Here is a 17,458-nt window from a genome sequence, read left to right as displayed (position 1 = left end):
ACTGTCATCGCGGCAAGGTTCATAACCTGGCGAGCGCCAGGCCAGCCCAGGCGGCCAGCAGCCCCCCGAGCACGCTGGCGCCGATATAGCCGAAAGCCGTCGCAAGCTGGCCGCTCTCGAGCAGGCGCAACCCGTCGAGGGAAAAGCTGGAAAACGTCGTCAGGGCACCGAGAAAACCGATGATGAGGCCGCCCCGCAGCTCCGGGGAAATGTCCGGGCGCGCCAGAAAAAACGCATACAGGTAACCAATCAGCAGACAGCCGAGCAGGTTGACTGCCAGCGTTGCCAAATAGAAATGCCGGGGCCAATGGGCCGATACCCAAGTCGCGAAGCCGAAACGGATCAGCGTACCGACCACGCCACCGGTTACCACTGCCAGCACCATCCGAATCATGTTTTTCTCCGTTGTCGCGGGCTTTCCCGATCGAGCCGTGCCAGATGCTCGAGCTTGTCGCGAATCTTGCTCTCCAGCCCGCGTGGCACCGGCTGATAGTACTGACGCGGCACCATCGCGTCCGGAAAATAGTCTTCGCCCGCAGCGTAGGCATCGGGCTCGTCATGGGCGTAGCGGTATTCATTGCCGTAACCCAACTCCTTCATCAGCCGGGTCGGCGCATTACGCAAATGCAGAGGAACGTCCTGCGAGCCGTTTTCAGCGACATCGCGCATCGCCGCCTTGTAGGCCATGTAAACAGCGTTGCTCTTCGGCGCGCAGGCCAGATAGACAATCGCCTGCGCAACCGCCAGCTCGCCTTCCGGACTGCCCAGGCGCTCCTGAACATCCCAGGCGGACAAGCACAGCCCCATCGCGCGCGGATCGGCATTGCCGACCTCCTCGCTGGCCATTCGCACCACCCGACGCGCGATATAGAGCGGGTCGCAACCACCATCGATCATTCGCGCGAACCAGTACAGTGCGGCGTCCGGGTTGGAACCGCGAACGGATTTGTGCAGCGCCGAGATCTGGTCGTAGAAGGCCTCGCCGCCCTTGTCGAAGCGCCTGCGGCTATCGCCCAAGAGATCCTGCAGCAACTCGACGCTGATCTCGCCGCCCTCTTCAGCCAAATCCGAGGCGTTTTCCAACAGGTTCAACAGTCGGCGGCCATCGCCGTCAGCCGCGGCCATGAGCACCTGAAAACTGTCCTCGGGCAAGCTGAGGTGCATATCCCCCAGGCCTTTCGGCTCGGTCAAGGCGCGCGTAACCAATCTTCGCAGAGCAGCCTCATCGAGGCTCTTGAGCACGTACACGCGAGCCCTGGATAGCAGGGCGTTGTTCAGTTCGAACGAAGGGTTCTCGGTGGTGGCACCGATGAAAATCAGCGTGCCGTCTTCCACATATGGAAGAAAGGCATCCTGCTGCGATTTGTTGAAGCGGTGCACCTCGTCGACGAAGAGGATGGTGCGCCGGCCGGACTGCGCCGCCTGCTGTTTGGCGATCTCCACCGCCTGGCGGATTTCCTTGACGCCTGCCAGCACCGCCGAGACGGTCTCGAAGTGGGCATCGGAGACCTTGGCCAGCAAACGTGCCAAGGTCGTCTTGCCGACCCCGGGCGGCCCCCAGAACACCATTGAATGCAGCGCACCCTGCTCCAGCGCCTCACGCAACGGCTTGCCACGCGCCAGCAGATGTTCCTGCCCGACATACTCGTCGAGGCTGGCAGCGCGCAGACGTGCAGCTAGCGGTTGGGCGATAGGATCGCGACTGAACAGGTCCATCGCGGGCGGGTACCTCTCATGCAAACGGCCCGCGGGGAGCGCAGGCCGTATCGGTTGGCGGACGTACGGACGCGGGTCACTCGGAGATGACGTCGGTTCCCTTGGGAATGTCGAAGGTGAACAGATCTGCCTTGAGCGGCTGATTCAGCTTGACGCCTTGAAACAGGATATTGGTGCGCTGGCCGACACCATCGACCATTTGCATGTCATTGATCACGTTGCCGCGGAATGACAGGCGCAGGGTATCGAACAGAGTATCCTTGGCCTTGGGTTTGAGCGTGAAATCCACCACCTCGCCCGCTTCCTGATGCGAAACGTCGAAATTCTCGCTGATGGCCGACACATCGCCAGAAAGCAGCAAGGCCGGCGTGTGAGTCAGACGCTGATCCAGTGTCTGGATGGTCACCTGCTCGAGGTCCGGATCGTACAACCAGACCTTCTTGCCATTGGAGATGAGCAACTGCTCCATCGGCTCGTCGGTGTGCCAGCGGAACTGACCAGGCCGCTTCAGGGCCATCTCGCCGGACGTTTCCTGAAGCTGGGTACCGGTGCCGTCGAGAGACAGTTGGGAAAAGCGCCCGGTCAGGGTTTCAGCCTGCTGCAGCAAGCCGGTCAGGCGCTGCACGGAGGCGGATTGGTCAGCCTGAGCCGGGACCAGGGTAAACAGCAGAGCGGATGCAAACAACACGCGAATCAATTGCATGAGGCCCTCGGTGCGACTAGTCGCGGGTGGGAGGCGGCGCGAGCACTTCGCGCGAGCCATTGGTATTCATAGAGGTGACGACGCCCGCCATTTCCATGGCTTCGATCATACGAGCGGCGCGGTTGTAGCCGATCTTGAGCTTGCGCTGCACGGCCGAAATCGATGCGCGACGGCTTTCGGTAACGAAGCGCACGGCCTCGTCGTAGAGCGGATCTTCCTCGCTACCCTCGCCGCTTCCACCGTCACCGCCTGAGCTATCGAAACCGCTGCCCGACTCCTCGACGCCCACCAGAATTTCTTCGATGTAGTCGGGCGCGCCACGCGCTTTCCAGGCCTCGACGACGCGATGCACCTCGTCGTCGGAAACAAAGGCGCCGTGCACCCGAATCGGCAGACCGGTACCCGGCGGCAGATAAAGCATGTCGCCATGGCCCAGCAGTTGTTCGGCGCCGCCCTGGTCAAGGATGGTGCGTGAGTCGATCTTGCTCGACACCTGGAATGCCATGCGCGTCGGGATGTTGGCCTTGATCAGACCGGTGATCACATCCACCGAGGGGCGCTGGGTCGCGAGGATCAAATGAATACCCGCGGCCCGGGCCTTCTGTGCGATACGCGCGATCAGTTCTTCGACCTTCTTGCCGACGATCATCATCATGTCGGCGAATTCATCCACCACCACGACGATGGTCGGCAGCTTCTTCAACAACGGCGCTTCATCTTCCATGCTCTCGCGGCGATACAGCGGATCGGTGAGCGGCGTACCGGCCTCCTCCGCTTCTTTCACCTTGCGATTGAAGCCCGCCAGGTTACGTACGCCCATGGCTGCCATCAGTTTGTAGCGACGTTCCATCTCGGCGACGCTCCAACGCAGCGCGTTAGCCGCCTCCTTCATGTCGGTCACCACCGGGCACAGCAGATGCGGGATGCCTTCGTAGATCGACAATTCGAGCATCTTCGGGTCGATCATGATCAACCGCGCATCTTCAGGCGTGGATTTGAACAGAATCGACAGGATCATCGCATTCACCCCGACCGATTTACCCGAACCGGTGGTACCAGCAACCAGCAGGTGAGGCATTTTCGCTAGATCGGCGATCACCGGCTTGCCTCCGATGTCGTGGCCGAGCGCAATGGTGACCGGCGACTTGGCGTCGTCGTATGGCGCGGACGACAGCACTTCTGAGAACCGCACGATTTGACGATCTTCGTTGGGGATCTCGATGCCCACGGTGGTCTTGCCGGGAATCACTTCGACCACGCGCACGCTGATCACAGCCAGAGAGCGCGCCAGATCCTTGGCCAGGTTGGAGATCCGGCTGACCTTGACGCCAGCCGCCGGCTGGATTTCGAAGCGAGTGATGACCGGACCCGGGTGGACCGACTCGACAATGACCTCGACACCGAACTCCTTCAGCTTGATTTCCAGCAACCGCGACATGGCTTCCAGCGACTCAGGCGAGTACTGCTTCTGCTGCTTTTCAGCGACATCCAGCAGCGATAGCGGCGGGACACTGCCCTCGATAAGCGGGTCGACAAAGAGGTTGGCCTGTTTTTCCTTCAAGACGCGCTTACTTTGCTCAACAGGCTTCGGCGGTGCGACGGGCGGGATAACCGGCGCTGGGCGTTTTTCCCGCTCGCTCATGTGCTTGCTCAGCGACTCCTCACGCTCGAGCAGGCGCTCCTTCACCCTGGCGCGCTCACGCTGATCGGAGAGCGAACCGGCCACTTCGTTGACTACATCATCAGCCTCACGCAGTTGCGCGACGAGCTGCTTGCGCTCGTTTCGAGCGGACCACCAACGGCTGAAGAGGCTCTGGATCAGTTCGATCAGGTCGAGCGTGATCTTGCCAGTCAGGTCCATTACTTTGAACCAGGACAGGTCGGTGAAAACCGTCAGGCCGAACAGGAAGAAAGCCAGCAGCAACAAGGTGCTGCCCTGAACATTGAGCGCCGCCTCGGCGAGCTGACCGAGACTTTCGCCCAATGCTCCTCCTGCCGAAGCAGGCAGATTATTGGCGAACTGGAAATGGATATAGGCCAGCGCAGAGCCCGAAAGGATCAGGAACACGAGCCCGATCAGCCGCCAGGAAAACAGCCAGCCGTTCCAGGCCCAGGGTTGATGACGCGCACGAAACACCTGCCAGGTCTTGATCCCCAGCAGCAACGGAAACAGGAACGCAAAATAGCCGAGCGCCATGAACAGGACATCGGCGAACCAGGCCCCGGCGCGACCAGCGGCGTTCTGGACTTGCTGGACGTTGCTGGTGTGAGTCCAGCCGGGATCGGCCGGATCGTAGGTGAGCAATGCCATCCAGAGGTACGCGCACAGAGCGCCAAGCGCAATCAAAGCGCCCTCTTTGAGACGGTAATGCAACTGTTGCCGCCAGACGGAAGCCGGCGCGGTAGAGGAGGTATTCTTCAAAACGCTTTATTTCCTGCGCCTGCGGCGCGCTCTATGAACCGTATTCAGCCAGATAATTGGACATTGTACGGGTTTGTCGATTCGATGGCATGCCGGTTCCGCGCCGGCTTGGGCTTTTCTCGATGCTTCGGTGTAGCATAAACGCCAGTTTTTTCAGCGCGGCTCGACTGGAGCACGCTTCTCTATTCGCAACAAAGGCTTATGAGGGCTTTTTATGAATGAAGTCAAGCATTCACGTCTGATCATCCTCGGCTCGGGCCCGGCCGGTTATACCGCCGCGGTATATGCCGCCCGTGCCAATCTGAAGCCTGTCATGATCACCGGCATCCAGCCCGGCGGCCAGCTCACGACCACCACCGAAGTGGACAACTGGCCCGGTGACGTCGAAGGACTCACTGGCCCGGCGCTCATGGAACGGATGCAAAAACACGCAGAGCGCTTCGACACCGAAGTAGTGTTCGACCACATCCATACCGCCGAACTGCAACAGCGTCCTTTCGTTCTCAAAGGCGATAGCGCTACATACAGCTGCGATGCGCTGATTATCGCGACAGGCGCTTCGGCTCAGTATCTTGGACTGCCATCGGAAGAAGCATTCGCGGGGCGCGGCGTGTCAGCCTGCGCTACCTGTGATGGATTCTTCTACCGCAACCAGGTGGTTGCAGTGATCGGTGGCGGCAACACGGCCGTCGAGGAAGCGCTTTATCTATCCAACATCGCCAAAGAAGTACATCTGATCCATCGTCGCGACAAGCTGCGCTCTGAAAAGATTCTGCAGGACAAGATCATGGAGAAAGCCGCTAATGGCAACATTCACCTCCATTGGAACCACACACTGGAAGAAGTACTGGGCGATGCCAGCGGCGTCACCGGCGTGCGACTGAAGAGTACCCTGTCGGGAGAAGAACAGAAACTTGACCTGTCGGGCGTATTCATTGCTATCGGTCACAAGCCCAACACCGATCTGTTCGAAGGCCAGCTTGAAATGAAAGACGGCTACCTCAAGATCAAAGGGGGCAGCGAAGGCGATGCTACCTGCACAACTATTCCAGGCGTATTCGCAGCGGGCGACGTGGCCGATCATGTGTATCGTCAGGCGATTACCTCCGCCGGCGCCGGCTGCATGGCCGCACTCGATGCCGAAAAGTATCTGGATCAATAACCAGCCCTCAGGGCGGATGTCCACATCCGCCCCTCGTGACGTATCGATATGCTGACCTGGTTGCAGCGCGACGACCTGTCGTTCCCCCCGCTAGAAAAGGCCATGCGTGACCCCAACGGGCTACTCGCCGCGGGAGGCGACTTATCGCCAGAGCGTTTACTGGCAGCCTACCGGCATGGGTGCTTCCCCTGGTATCAGGACGGACAACCGTTGCTCTGGTGGTCGCCCGACCCTCGCACGGTGCTGTTTCCAGAGGAGCTGCACGTCTCACGCAGCTTGCGCAAGAAACTACGCCAAGGGGCGTTCGACATCACTTTCGATCGCGCCTTCCGAGACGTGATCGAGGGCTGCGCCGGCCCGCGCAGTTACGCTGACGGGACCTGGATCACGACACCGATGCAGGAAGCCTACGAAAAACTGCATCAGCTCGGCATCGCGCACTCGGTCGAAGTCTGGCAAGACGAACGGCTGGTCGGAGGCCTCTATGGCCTGGCCATGGGTCGACTATTCTTCGGCGAATCAATGTTCAGCCGCACGACTGATGCATCCAAGGTGGGGTTCGTGACATTAGTGGAACGTCTCCGAGGCTGGGGCTTCAAATTGATTGACTGCCAGATGCCGACACAGCACTTGGCCAGTTTCGGTGCGCGAACCATCGCCCGCCAAACCTTCGCCGAGATGCTCGCCAGATACCTGGACGACCCCAGTTCCGCCCGATGGGAGACCTAGTCCACGAAGCCAAGCTGACCTACACTGACTTTAAGATTTTCGAGAGCTGACCATGACTTCACTGGCTCGTCTCAAGTTCTATGCTACCCAGCCCCACGCGTGCAGTTATCTGCCCGACGAGCAGGCTACTACGCTCTTCCTCGACCCCAGTCAGCCGATGGACGTGCAGGTGTATGCAGAACTCTCGGAAATGGGGTTCCGCCGCAGCGGCGATCATCTTTACCGCCCCCATTGCCAGCGCTGCACCGCCTGCATTCCTGCTCGCATATCTGCCGAAGGACTACAGCTCAATCGCCAGCAGAGGCGTATTCTCAAGCGCAACGCGGACCTGATCGTTACCAATGTTCGGCCTTCATTCACCGAAGAGTACTACTCGCTCTACGCCAGCTACATCGAGCGACGTCACGCTGACGGCGACATGTATCCGCCGAGCCGAGATCAGTTCCATACCTTTCTGGTTCGTGATCTACCCTTCTCTCGCTTTTACGAGTTCCGCCTGGACGGTCGCCTGCTCGCCCTCGCAGTGACCGATGTGCTGCCCAACGGCCTGTCTGCGGTTTACACCTTCTACGACCCAAGCGAGGAGCGCCGCAGCCTTGGTCGCTTCGCAATTCTCTGGCAGGTCGGCGAGGCGGCACGGCTCGGCCTGAAGGCAGTCTATCTAGGCTATTGGATCAAGAACTGCCGCAAGATGAGCTACAAGACCGAATATCGCCCTATCGAACTGCTGGTTAACCAGCGCTGGATAACTCTGAGTTGAGCCCTTGGCTCTCGGAGCCCTTTCAGGCACAATACTTGCCGCTTTTACCCGGGCATTCTTCGCACCGGGTCAATCATTGAACACCGAGGGCTCTACTGAATGTCGAAAGAAGACAGCTTCGAAATGGAAGGTACTGTCGTCGACACCCTGCCCAACACCATGTTTCGTGTGGAGTTGGAAAATGGGCACGTCGTTACTGCGCACATCTCTGGAAAGATGCGCAAGAACTACATCCGGATTCTTACCGGCGACAAGGTTCGCGTAGAACTGACGCCGTATGACTTGAGCAAAGGTCGCATCACTTACCGCGCCCGCTAACAGGTCGCGAGAATGAATGCCCGGTAATGACCGGGCTTTTTGTTTCTGCGGATTTAGTATTCAGGCCTAGTCAGACGCTTGTCATATTCACCGACGGGCTAAAGACTTTGCCATCGCTCAAACCAGATGATCACAAGAAAACGCCCGGCATCGCCGGGCGTTTCTGTTACAGCGCAGTGACAGGTTCTAAGCCAACTCGGCCGAGGTTTCGAAGTCGAAGAACGGTTCGCCATCACGAATATCGATGTGCACCACGCCTCCATGTTCGGCCAATTCACCAAAGAGTATTTCCTCAGCCAATGGACGCTTGATTTTATCCTGAATCAAACGAGCCATCGGCCGTGCCCCCATCTGGGGATCATAACCACGCTCAGCCAGCCAGCCACGCGCCGCATCCGACACCTCGAGCGTGACATGTTTATCCTCGAGCTGTGCCTGTAGCTCAATGAGAAACTTATCGACGATGCTCTTGATGACCTCGTGACTCAGACGACCGAACTGGATGATGGTATCCAGGCGGTTACGAAACTCGGGCGTGAAGCTCTTCTTGATAACTTCCATCGCGTCCGATGCATGGTCCTGATGGGTGAAACCAATCGAAGCGCGCGCCGCGGTCTCTGCCCCTGCATTGGTGGTCATGATCAAAATGACGTTACGGAAATCCGCCTTGCGGCCGTTATTGTCCGTCAACGTCCCGTGATCCATCACCTGCAACAACAGATTGAACACCTCTGGATGCGCCTTTTCGATTTCGTCGAGCAAGAGCACGCAATGCGGTTGTTTGGTGATCGCCTCGGTTAACAATCCACCCTGATCGAAGCCAACATAGCCTGGCGGTGCACCGATCAAACGCGACACGGTATGACGCTCCATGTACTCGGACATGTCGAAGCGCACCAGCTCGACGCCCAGCGCCCGAGCCAACTGACGAGCCGCCTCCGTTTTGCCGACACCGGTAGGGCCTGCAAAAAGGAACGAGCCCACAGGCTTGTCAGGCGCTTTGAGCCCTGCCCGGGACAGTTTGATGGCAGTAGCCAGCGAATCAATCGCATCGTCCTGACCGAACACAGTCAATTTCAAGTCGCGCTGCAGATTGCGCAGCAACTCCTTGTCCGACGTGCTGACATGCTTAGGCGGAATCCGCGCGATTTTGGCAACGATGTCTTCAACCTGTTCGACATCGATCCGAGCGGCGCGCTTGTCCTCCGGCTGCAGACGCTGGAACGCCCCCGCCTCGTCAATGACATCTATCGCCTTGTCCGGCATATGCCGATCATTGATATAGCGCGAGGCCAGCTCAGCAGCTGCACGAAGCGACTCATCACTGTACTCGATGCCATGATGCTGCTCGAAGCGCCCCTTTAGGCCACGCAGAATACCAATGGTGTCCTCAACGGACGGCTCGGAGACGTCAACCTTCTGGAAGCGTCGAGCCAGCGCCCGATCCTTTTCGAAGATCCCGCGAAACTCCTGGAACGTGGTCGATCCAATGCAGCGAATCTCTCCTGAGGACAGGAGCGGCTTAAGTAGATTGGACGCATCCATCACGCCGCCAGACGCAGCGCCAGCGCCGATAATCGTGTGGATCTCGTCAATGAACAGGACCGCCTGGGGCCGCTTGCGCAGCTCGTTCAATAGCGCCTTGAAGCGCTTTTCGAAATCGCCACGATATTTTGTGCCGGCCAGCAAAGCGCCAAGATCGAGGGAATAGACGACACTGCTGGCGAGCAGGTCAGGGACTTGATTATCGACGATGCGCTTTGCCAGCCCCTCGGCAATAGCGGTCTTGCCGACCCCAGCCTCACCCACCAATAACGGATTATTCTTGCGCCGACGAGCCAGAATCTGAGCGACTCGCTCGACCTCGTGTTCACGCCCGACCAGCGGATCGATACGCCCCTGACGAGCCAAGTCGTTGAGATTGCTTGCATAGGCATCGAGCGGATTACCCGAGGCAGCAGAGTCCCCCCCCTCCTCGTCTTGCATCTCCGAATCGCTTTCTGGATTACCGCTATTCCCAGGAACCTTTGAGATTCCATGAGCGATGTAATTGACGACATCGATGCGGGCGATGTTCTGCTGTTTGAGCAGAAATACCGCCTGGCTTTCCTGCTCGCTGAAGATCGCAACCAAGACATTCGCGCCAGTCACTTCACGCTTGCCGGAGCTTTGCACATGAAACACAGCACGCTGAAGCACGCGCTGGAAGCCCAAGGTTGGCTGGGTCTCACGCTCTTCGTCATGCTGGGGAATCAGCGGCGTAGTGGAGTCGATGAATTCCTGCAGGTCGTGCCGCAATTTATCGAGGCCGGCGCCGCAGGCCCGCAAGACCGTTGCGGCGGCTTCATTGTCCAGCAGGGCTAACAGGAGATGCTCAACCGTCATGAATTCATGACGCTTGGTACGAGCCTCCTTGAACGCCAAATTCAGAGTGACTTCGAGCTCACGGTTCAACATAGCTTTCACCTCTTACCCAGCAGTCGGGTTTAACCGTCCTTCTCGATCTCACAAAGCAACGGGTGCTGGCATTCCCTTGCATATTGATTGACCTGCATCGCTTTGGTTTCCGCAACGTCCCGTGTATAGACGCCACAGACGGCCCGCCCTTCGGTATGAACCGCCAGCATAATCTTGGTGGCGAGCTCCCGATTGTGATTGAAAATTCCCTCAAGCACCTCCACGACGAAATCCATCGGCGTGTAGTCATCATTAAACATGACAACTTTGAACATCGGTGGTGCCTTCAGTTGCGGCTTGGCTTCTTCGACTGCCAAGCCGGAAGAGTCGTCGTCCAAGGGCTTGGGGCGATCCTGATTGAATATTAGTCGAATCTTTGGAGATGCACGCATGCGTATAACAGTTCTAGATCGGGGCGCCGAGGCCGGGTAATTGGAAGGGCTTCACAGCCACCTGACGAGTCGCCTTGACTATCGGCAAAACGATGATACAAACAGTATGTGCCACAACGGCAACGGGCTGCGCGTGTGGGCCATGAGCTGCATCAGCGCGGAATGAAATGGATGTTACTCCAGTGATGGACTCCTTTGCAGAGGGATAACAGCATGCTAAGCGGTAAGGTCAAGTGGTTCAACAACGCCAAGGGCTATGGATTTATCGTAGCAGACGGCGGCGATGAGGACCTGTTCGCCCACTACTCTGCCATTCAGATGGAAGGGTACAGAACTCTGAAAGCTGGGCAAGCGGTCATGTTTGATATTCTGCAAGGTCCCAAGGGCCTGCACGCAACCAATATTCAATCGCTGCAAAGCGCTGTGGAAACAGTGGCGCCTGTCTCACAGAGCGCTACCGTAGACGCCTGATTCCAGGCAGCAAAAAGGCCGATCGATGATCGGCCTTTTTGTGTTGCTCCCACGAATTACATGTGGGAAATCATTGCGTCGCCAAATTCCGAGCAGGACATCAGCTTCGCGCCGTCCATCAGACGCTCGAAATCATAGGTCACTGTCTTGGCAGCGATTGCGCTTTCGGTCGATTTGATGATCAGATCCGCTGCTTCCAACCAACCCATGTGGCGCAGCATCATCTCGGCGGAGAGGATGAGAGAGCCCGGATTGACCTTGTCCTGCCCGGCGTATTTCGGGGCAGTGCCGTGGGTGGCTTCGAACATGGCCACGGTGTCGGATAGATTGGCGCCCGGAGCAATACCGATACCACCGACTTCTGCCGCGAGCGCATCGGACAGGTAATCACCATTCAGATTCAGCGTAGCGATGACGTCATACTCAGCCGGACGCAGCAGGATCTGCTGCAACATGGCATCAGCAATGGCGTCCTTGACGACGATATTCTTACCGGTGTTCGGGTTCTTGAACTGCATCCAAGGGCCGCCGTCCAGCAACTCGGCGCCGAACTCATCGCGAGCCACCTCGTAGCCCCACTCCTTGAAGGCACCCTCGGTGAACTTCATGATGTTGCCTTTGTGCACCAACGTCACAGAGCTGCGATCGTTATCCACTGCATATTGCAGGGCCTTGCGAACCAGACGCTTGGTGCCCTCAAGCGAAACCGGCTTGATGCCAATGCCGCAGTTCTCAGTGAAACGGATCTTCTTGACACCCATTTCCTCGGTAAGGAATTTGATGACTTTTTCCGCTTCCGGTGAACCGGCCTTCCACTCGACACCCGCGTAAATGTCTTCCGAGTTCTCCCGGAATATGACCATGTCCACATCGGCAGGCTTTTTCACTGGACTAGGCACACCGGTGAACCAGCGAACTGGGCGCTGGCAGACGTAGAGATCCAGCTCCTGACGCAGAGCAACGTTCAACGAGCGGATCCCACCACCGACCGGTGTAGTCAGCGGCCCCTTGATTGACACCACGTAATCACGAACGACGTCCAGGGTTTCTTTCGGCAGCCATGTGTCCTGATCGTAGACCTGGGTCGCCTTCTCGCCCGCATAGATTTCCATCCAGGCGATCTTGCGCTCGCCTCCGTAGGCCTTTTCAACGGCCGCGTCGACAACCTTGATCATCACCGGACTGATATCGACCCCGATCCCGTCACCCTCGATATAAGGAATGATGGGGTTGTTGGGAACGTTCAGGGTGTTATCGGCATTGACGGTGATTTTGTCACCGCTGGCAGGCACCTGGATCTTTTGGTATCCCATGCTGGACTCCGTTTTGTGGTTAAACATTAAACAGTGGTCATCTCCGAAGAGTAACCCAGCTGAATCGGCCGAAACTAGATGTTCATTCGTCTTATGGCTTGGGCATTCTTTGACAACGGGTCGCGGTGATATACTGCTTAGGTGACTAACGAGTCATGAGGGGCCAACCGATCTCCAACGAGATCCTTGCTCCTGAAACCGCCAGCTGCCAACCGCAGCCGGACGGATCAAACGCTCAACACTCTAGTGGTGCTGCATCCAACATCATCGCGGCGAATCTCGAAACTGGCTCGACAAACTGTAGCCAGAGCGCTTACCTGCGCATTTCTGGATTCTGTGCACGCTCAGCAAGAGAGAGTCAACTCTACATGTCCACCCGCTCGAAGATTATCTATACCTTCACCGACGAAGCCCCGGCGCTAGCCACCTACTCGCTTCTGCCTATTGTAGAAGCCTTCGCCGCCTCCGCCGGCATCTCCGTCGAAACACGTGACATCTCTCTTGCAGGGCGCATTCTTGCAAGCTTTGCCGACCAGTTGGACGCAGACAAGGCGGTCGCTGACGACCTGGCCGAGCTCGCAGAGCTGACCAACCAGCCCGACGCCAATATCGTCAAGCTTCCGAACATCAGCGCTTCCGTTCCTCAGCTCAAGGCAGCCATTACCGAACTTCAGGCGCTCGGCTACAACATCCCCAACTTCCCGGAAGATCCACAGACCGAAGCGGAGAAAGACGCTCGTTCACGTTACAGCAAGGTTCTCGGTAGCGCGGTGAACCCGGTACTGCGCGAAGGCAACTCCGACCGCCGCGCGCCCGCAGCAGTAAAGGCGTTCGCCCGCAAGCATCCACACTCGATGGGCAAGTGGAGCAAGGCTTCGCAGTCGCATGCCGACTACATGCGTGGCGGCGATTTCTTCTCCAGCGAGCAATCCATCACCATGGCTAGCGCTGGTGATGTGCGCATCGAATTTGTTGGCAAAGACGGCGGAGTGGAGCTCAAGAAGCAACTCACTCTGCAGCAAGGCGAAGTTCTCGATGGCATGTTCATGAGCTGCCAGAAACTGCGTGCATTCTTCGAAGACACCTTGCAGGACTGCAAGGAAACCGGCGTGATGTGGTCGCTGCATGTCAAGGCCACGATGATGAAGATCTCCCACCCAATCGTGTTCGGCCATGCCGTGAGCGTCTATTACAAGGACGTGTTCGACAAGTACGGCGAGCTGTTCAAGGAACTGGGGGTCAATCCGAACAATGGTTTGAGCAGCGTCTACGACAAGATCAAGTCTCTCCCTGATTCCCAGCAGGAAGAGATCCTGCATGACATCCACGCGTGCTATGCAGGACGCCCGGAAATGGCGATGGTCGACTCCGTCAAAGGCATCACCAACCTGCACATCCCGAGCGACGTAATCGTCGATGCGTCCATGCCGGCGATGATTCGCAGCTCCGGACAAATGTGGGGCAAGGACGGCAAGCTCAAGGACACCAAAGCCGTGATGCCGGAAAGCACCTACGCCCGCATCTACCAGGAGATGATCAATTTCTGCAAAACCAACGGCGCGTTCGACCCGACCACGATGGGTAGCGTCCCGAACGTCGGCCTGATGGCGCAGAAAGCTGAAGAGTACGGCTCGCACGACAAGACATTCGAGATGACGGCCGACGGCACCATGCGCGTCGTGCTGGCGGACGGTACAGTCCTGATGCAACACGAGGTGGAAAAAGGTGATATCTGGCGCGCTTGCCAGACCAAGGACGCGCCTATTCGTGACTGGGTCAAACTGGCCGTGACCCGCGCCCGCCAGTCGAACACCCCAGCAATATTTTGGTTGGATCCGGAACGCGCCCATGACCGCGAGCTCCAGAAGAAGGTCGAAGTCTATCTCCAGGAGCACGATCTGACGGGTCTTGATATCCGCATGATGGGCTACAACGAAGCCATTCGCGTGAGCATGGAGCGCCTGATCCGCGGCCAGGACACCATCTCGGTGACCGGCAACGTATTACGCGACTACCTCACTGACCTGTTCCCGATCATGGAGCTGGGCACCTCGGCGAAGATGCTCTCGATCGTCCCGCTGATGGCCGGCGGCGGCATGTACGAAACGGGCGCCGGCGGCTCGGCACCTAAGCACGTGCAGCAGCTGATCGAAGAAAACCACCTGCGCTGGGATTCACTCGGTGAGTTCCTGGCGCTGGCGGTATCGCTGGAAGAAACCGGAATCAAGACCGACAACGTCAAAGCCAAGCTACTCGGCAAGACACTGGACGCCGCCACCGGCAAGCTGCTCGATAACAACAAGTCCCCATCGCGCCGCACTGGCGAGCTGGACAATCGCGGCAGCCATTTCTATCTGGCGCTGTATTGGGCTCAGGAGCTGGCCGCACAGACCGAAGATCTGGAACTGCAAGCGCACTTCGCACCGCTGGCCAAGCAGCTGAGCGAAAACGAAGAAGCGATTATCGCCGAGTTGGCCGCCGTCCAGGGCAAGCCGGTGGACATCGGTGGCTACTACCGATCCAACCCGGAGCTGACCAGCCAGGTCATGCGTCCTAGCGCGACCTTCAACGCCGCGCTCGCCGCGCTGGCCTGAGTCGCCTGGCGCTAGATGGCGCCGCTGTATCGGAACCCCGGCCTGGTGCCGGGGTTTTTCGTTTTTATGCTGCGCACGGGTCGCTACCATCAGCTTTTTTACGCGAAGGACTCACCGGACATGACCTGGCACCCCCATATCACCGTGGCAACGATAGTGGAAACAGACGGCCGCTTCCTCATGGTCGAAGAATCCAAAGGCGGCCGGTTGGTACTGAATCAACCGGCGGGTCATCTCGAACCCAACGAGACACTGCGCCAGGCCGCTGTGCGCGAAACGCTCGAGGAAACGGGATGGGACGTCGAGCTGAGCGGTGTCGTTGGCATCTATCTCTATACCGCGCCAAGCAATGGCGTGACCTATCAGCGCGTCTGCTTCTCGGCCAACCCGGTTCGACATCATCCACAGCGCCCGCTCGACAGCGGTATCGTCGGCGCGCCCTGGATGACACGTGACGAATTGGCAGCGCAACCGGAGCGTTGGCGCAGCGAGTTGATCCTGCGCTGCATCGACGACTATCTAGCGGGACTGGTTTACGACCTTGCCGTAATCCGCGACTGATCCGCCTTAACCGCTGGCTGGGCCAGCCTGTTAGAATTGCTCCTTTGCAGTCAGCCCTGAGTCTTTATGTCTGATTCAACGTCCGTTGCTCCTGAACACCTACGCGTCATAGTCGGTATGTCCGGTGGCGTCGACTCCTCGGTTTCCGCCCTGCTTCTCCTCGAGCAGGGATATCAGGTCGAAGGCCTGTTCATGAAGAACTGGGAAGAAGATGACGGCACCGAATACTGCACCGCACGGGAAGATCTGGCTGACGCTCAGGCCGTCTGCGACCGGATCGGCATCAAGCTACATACCGCGAATTTTGCAGCTGAATACTGGGACAACGTGTTCGAGCACTTCCTGGCCGAATATAAAGCGGGACGAACTCCGAACCCGGACATCCTTTGCAATCGCGAAATCAAGTTCAAGGCGTTCCTCGACTATGCCCTGGCGCTCGGTGCCGACATGATTGCGACCGGGCATTACGTGCGTCGCCGTGACATTGCTGGGCGCAGCGAGCTGCTCAAGGGGCTCGATCCGAACAAGGACCAAAGCTACTTCCTGCATGCCGTCGGCGGCGACCAACTGAGTAAGACGCTGTTTCCAGTGGGTGAACTGGAAAAGCCAGCCGTCCGGGCCCTTGCCGAAAAGCACGGCCTGGCGACCGCAAAAAAGAAAGACTCAACCGGTATTTGCTTCATTGGTGAACGGCGTTTCAGCGATTTCCTCAAGCAATATCTACCGGCTCAGCCAGGCGACATCGAGACGATCGACGGCGAAGTGATCGGCCGTCACTACGGCCTCATGTACCACACTATCGGCCAGCGTCAGGGCCTGGGCATTGGTGGCCTCAAGGATGCGGGCGACGAGCCCTGGTACGTATTGAGCAAGGATCTCGAGCGCAACGTGCTGGTGGTCGGACAGGGCAACGACCATCCCTGGCTGTTCTCGCGCGCCCTGCTTTGCTCGGAGATTTACTGGGTCAATCCGATCGAACTGTCGGCTCCCTTGCGGCTCACCGCCAAGGTTCGTTATCGGCAAGCTGATCAAGCCTGCACACTGGAGCAGACCGCCAACGGCTATCGGGCCGTGTTCGACGAACCCCAACGCGCCGTCACCCCTGGGCAGTCCGTAGTGTTCTACGACGGCGACGTCTGTCTCGGCGGCGGAGTGATCGAAAAGGCCGAGCCCTGGTTCGCAGGAGTTCGTCCATGACGCCGTTGCAAGAACAGCTGATAGCGCTCAGCGCAGTCTTCGAAGCAGCCGCGCTGGTCGACCGGATTGCCCGCACAGGGCAAATACCAAACGCCGCGCTGGGCAGCATGCTGGGGAGCCTTCTGGTTCGCGAGGATAAACCTGCGCTGGAGATCTACGGCGGCGACGACCTTAATCTGCGCGACGGCTATCGAGCCCTTGTCGGAGCCCTGGAGCGCGACACCAGCAGCCTGCAACGCGAGCCATTGCGCTACGCCTTGGCGATGATCGGCCTGGAGCGTCAACTGGACAAGCGCAAGGACCTGTTACAAGTGATCGGCAACCGCCTGGATCAGATACAGCAGCAAGTCGACCATTTCGGGCTGACCCACGAAAACGTGATCGCCTCCTTTGGTGGTCTGTATCAGGACACGCTCAGTACCTTCCGCCAACGCATCCAGGTGCAAGGTGATATGCGCCACCTTCAACAAAGCGATAATGCCGCCAAGATCCGCGCCCTGCTGTTAGCCGGGATTCGCTCCGCGCGTCTCTGGCGGCAGCTCGGCGGGCACCGTTGGCAAATGGTTTTCAGCCGGCGCAAGTTGCTCGACACGCTGTATCCGATGCTCCGACCGGAATAAGCGGCGGCCGCCCGACGCGACAACCGTTCTAGCCACGGCGGCA

Annotated in this window: 16 protein-coding genes; 9 read left to right on the top strand and 7 right to left on the bottom strand. The window is 58.4% G+C overall.

Going from position 1 to position 17,458, the window contains the following annotated elements; genetic code table 11:
* Positions 1-19: 19 nt before the first annotated feature.
* From crcB to ftsK, 4 genes are all read right to left on the bottom strand, one after another.
* Entirely contained in the window at positions 20-394 is a 375-nt protein-coding gene (gene crcB / locus ACL0K2_RS22645) for a fluoride efflux transporter CrcB (RefSeq protein WP_045161625.1), read from the bottom strand.
* Positions 391-1,716 (bottom strand): replication-associated recombination protein A, encoded by a 1,326-nt coding sequence (locus tag ACL0K2_RS22640; protein ID WP_045161623.1) that lies wholly within the window; start codon positions 1,714-1,716, stop codon positions 391-393. Before ACL0K2_RS22640 ends, crcB begins: the two co-directional genes overlap by 4 nt.
* A 76-nt stretch (positions 1,717-1,792) precedes the next feature.
* Positions 1,793-2,419 carry an outer membrane lipoprotein chaperone LolA gene (lolA, locus tag ACL0K2_RS22635; protein WP_045161622.1) on the bottom strand — a complete coding sequence of 209 codons (627 nt, stop codon included), beginning with the start codon at positions 2,417-2,419 and terminating at the stop codon, positions 1,793-1,795.
* 16 nt (positions 2,420-2,435) lie between these two features.
* Positions 2,436-4,841 (bottom strand): DNA translocase FtsK, encoded by a 2,406-nt coding sequence (gene ftsK / locus ACL0K2_RS22630; protein ID WP_196298644.1) that lies wholly within the window; start codon positions 4,839-4,841, stop codon positions 2,436-2,438.
* Positions 4,842-5,055: 214 nt separating this feature from the next.
* Between ftsK and trxB the strand changes: the two genes are divergently transcribed.
* From trxB to infA, 4 genes are all read left to right on the top strand, one after another.
* Positions 5,056-6,003, top strand: a complete 948-nt coding sequence (trxB, locus tag ACL0K2_RS22625; protein ID WP_045161620.1) for a thioredoxin-disulfide reductase — start codon at positions 5,056-5,058, stop codon at positions 6,001-6,003.
* Positions 6,004-6,051: 48 nt separating this feature from the next.
* Positions 6,052-6,732, top strand: coding sequence for a leucyl/phenylalanyl-tRNA--protein transferase (aat, locus tag ACL0K2_RS22620; RefSeq protein WP_239612094.1), 681 nt, complete (start codon positions 6,052-6,054; stop codon positions 6,730-6,732).
* Between the two features lie 52 nt (positions 6,733-6,784).
* A complete protein-coding gene (locus tag ACL0K2_RS22615; protein ID WP_045161618.1) occupies positions 6,785-7,492 on the top strand; it encodes an arginyltransferase in 708 nt (235 codons plus the stop codon).
* A 99-nt stretch (positions 7,493-7,591) separates the two neighbouring features.
* On the top strand, positions 7,592-7,810 hold the full coding sequence (gene infA, locus ACL0K2_RS22610) for a translation initiation factor IF-1 (protein ID WP_002553999.1): 219 nt from the start codon (positions 7,592-7,594) through the stop codon (positions 7,808-7,810).
* 186 nt (positions 7,811-7,996) lie between these two features.
* On the opposite strand, the gene clpA is transcribed toward infA, so the two are convergent.
* Together clpA and clpS are read right to left on the bottom strand one after the other, a co-directional pair.
* On the bottom strand, positions 7,997-10,267 hold the full coding sequence (gene clpA, locus ACL0K2_RS22605; RefSeq protein ID WP_045161617.1) for an ATP-dependent Clp protease ATP-binding subunit ClpA: 2,271 nt from the start codon (positions 10,265-10,267) through the stop codon (positions 7,997-7,999).
* A 29-nt stretch (positions 10,268-10,296) separates the two neighbouring features.
* On the bottom strand, positions 10,297-10,659 hold the full coding sequence (clpS, locus tag ACL0K2_RS22600) for an ATP-dependent Clp protease adapter ClpS (protein WP_045161614.1): 363 nt from the start codon (positions 10,657-10,659) through the stop codon (positions 10,297-10,299).
* Positions 10,660-10,872: 213 nt separating this feature from the next.
* Here clpS and cspD point away from each other — a divergent pair, with 213 nt between their 5' ends.
* On the top strand, positions 10,873-11,130 hold the full coding sequence (cspD, locus tag ACL0K2_RS22595; protein WP_045161613.1) for a cold shock domain-containing protein CspD: 258 nt from the start codon (positions 10,873-10,875) through the stop codon (positions 11,128-11,130).
* 56 nt (positions 11,131-11,186) lie between these two features.
* On the opposite strand, the gene icd is transcribed toward cspD, so the two are convergent.
* The gene (gene icd / locus ACL0K2_RS22590) at positions 11,187-12,443 is read right to left on the bottom strand and encodes an NADP-dependent isocitrate dehydrogenase (RefSeq protein ID WP_045161611.1); all 1,257 of its coding nucleotides are present in this window, start codon (positions 12,441-12,443) and stop codon (positions 11,187-11,189) included.
* Between the two features lie 368 nt (positions 12,444-12,811).
* Here icd and ACL0K2_RS22585 point away from each other — a divergent pair, with 368 nt between their 5' ends.
* From ACL0K2_RS22585 to hflD, 4 genes are all read left to right on the top strand, one after another.
* Positions 12,812-15,037: an NADP-dependent isocitrate dehydrogenase gene (locus ACL0K2_RS22585; protein ID WP_045161610.1), complete on the top strand. Its 2,226-nt coding sequence runs from the start codon at positions 12,812-12,814 to the stop codon at positions 15,035-15,037.
* A 120-nt stretch (positions 15,038-15,157) separates the two neighbouring features.
* On the top strand, positions 15,158-15,598 hold the full coding sequence (locus ACL0K2_RS22580; protein WP_239612092.1) for an NUDIX hydrolase: 441 nt from the start codon (positions 15,158-15,160) through the stop codon (positions 15,596-15,598).
* Positions 15,599-15,664: 66 nt separating this feature from the next.
* Positions 15,665-16,795, top strand: coding sequence for a tRNA 2-thiouridine(34) synthase MnmA (gene mnmA, locus ACL0K2_RS22575; protein ID WP_196298643.1), 1,131 nt, complete (start codon positions 15,665-15,667; stop codon positions 16,793-16,795).
* Positions 16,792-17,415 carry a high frequency lysogenization protein HflD gene (gene hflD, locus ACL0K2_RS22570; protein WP_045161608.1) on the top strand — a complete coding sequence of 208 codons (624 nt, stop codon included), beginning with the start codon at positions 16,792-16,794 and terminating at the stop codon, positions 17,413-17,415. Before mnmA ends, hflD begins: the two co-directional genes overlap by 4 nt.
* Positions 17,416-17,458: the final 43 nt, after the last annotated feature.

This window comes from Pseudomonas sp. YJ42 (genome assembly GCF_047225135.1).
Classification (GTDB): Bacteria; Pseudomonadota; Gammaproteobacteria; order Pseudomonadales; family Pseudomonadaceae; genus Stutzerimonas; species Stutzerimonas stutzeri_E.
The sequence above is the reverse complement of the archived record's forward strand: the minus strand, read 5'-3'. Positions and strand labels throughout refer to the sequence as shown.

Coding starts and splice junctions, on each gene's coding strand:
- crcB (WP_045161625.1), bottom strand. CDS start 394: ATGATTCGGATGGTGCTGGCAGTGGTAACCGGTGGCGTGGTCGGTACG.
- ACL0K2_RS22640 (WP_045161623.1), bottom strand. CDS start 1,716: ATGGACCTGTTCAGTCGCGATCCTATCGCCCAACCGCTAGCTGCACGT.
- lolA (WP_045161622.1), bottom strand. CDS start 2,419: ATGCAATTGATTCGCGTGTTGTTTGCATCCGCTCTGCTGTTTACCCTG.
- trxB (WP_045161620.1), top strand. CDS start 5,056: ATGAATGAAGTCAAGCATTCACGTCTGATCATCCTCGGCTCGGGCCCG.
- aat (WP_239612094.1), top strand. CDS start 6,052: ATGCTGACCTGGTTGCAGCGCGACGACCTGTCGTTCCCCCCGCTAGAA.
- ACL0K2_RS22615 (WP_045161618.1), top strand. CDS start 6,785: ATGACTTCACTGGCTCGTCTCAAGTTCTATGCTACCCAGCCCCACGCG.
- infA (WP_002553999.1), top strand. CDS start 7,592: ATGTCGAAAGAAGACAGCTTCGAAATGGAAGGTACTGTCGTCGACACC.
- clpA (WP_045161617.1), bottom strand. CDS start 10,267: ATGTTGAACCGTGAGCTCGAAGTCACTCTGAATTTGGCGTTCAAGGAG.
- clpS (WP_045161614.1), bottom strand. CDS start 10,659: ATGCGTGCATCTCCAAAGATTCGACTAATATTCAATCAGGATCGCCCC.
- cspD (WP_045161613.1), top strand. CDS start 10,873: ATGCTAAGCGGTAAGGTCAAGTGGTTCAACAACGCCAAGGGCTATGGA.
- icd (WP_045161611.1), bottom strand. CDS start 12,443: ATGGGATACCAAAAGATCCAGGTGCCTGCCAGCGGTGACAAAATCACC.
- ACL0K2_RS22585 (WP_045161610.1), top strand. CDS start 12,812: ATGTCCACCCGCTCGAAGATTATCTATACCTTCACCGACGAAGCCCCG.
- ACL0K2_RS22580 (WP_239612092.1), top strand. CDS start 15,158: ATGACCTGGCACCCCCATATCACCGTGGCAACGATAGTGGAAACAGAC.
- mnmA (WP_196298643.1), top strand. CDS start 15,665: ATGTCTGATTCAACGTCCGTTGCTCCTGAACACCTACGCGTCATAGTC.
- hflD (WP_045161608.1), top strand. CDS start 16,792: ATGACGCCGTTGCAAGAACAGCTGATAGCGCTCAGCGCAGTCTTCGAA.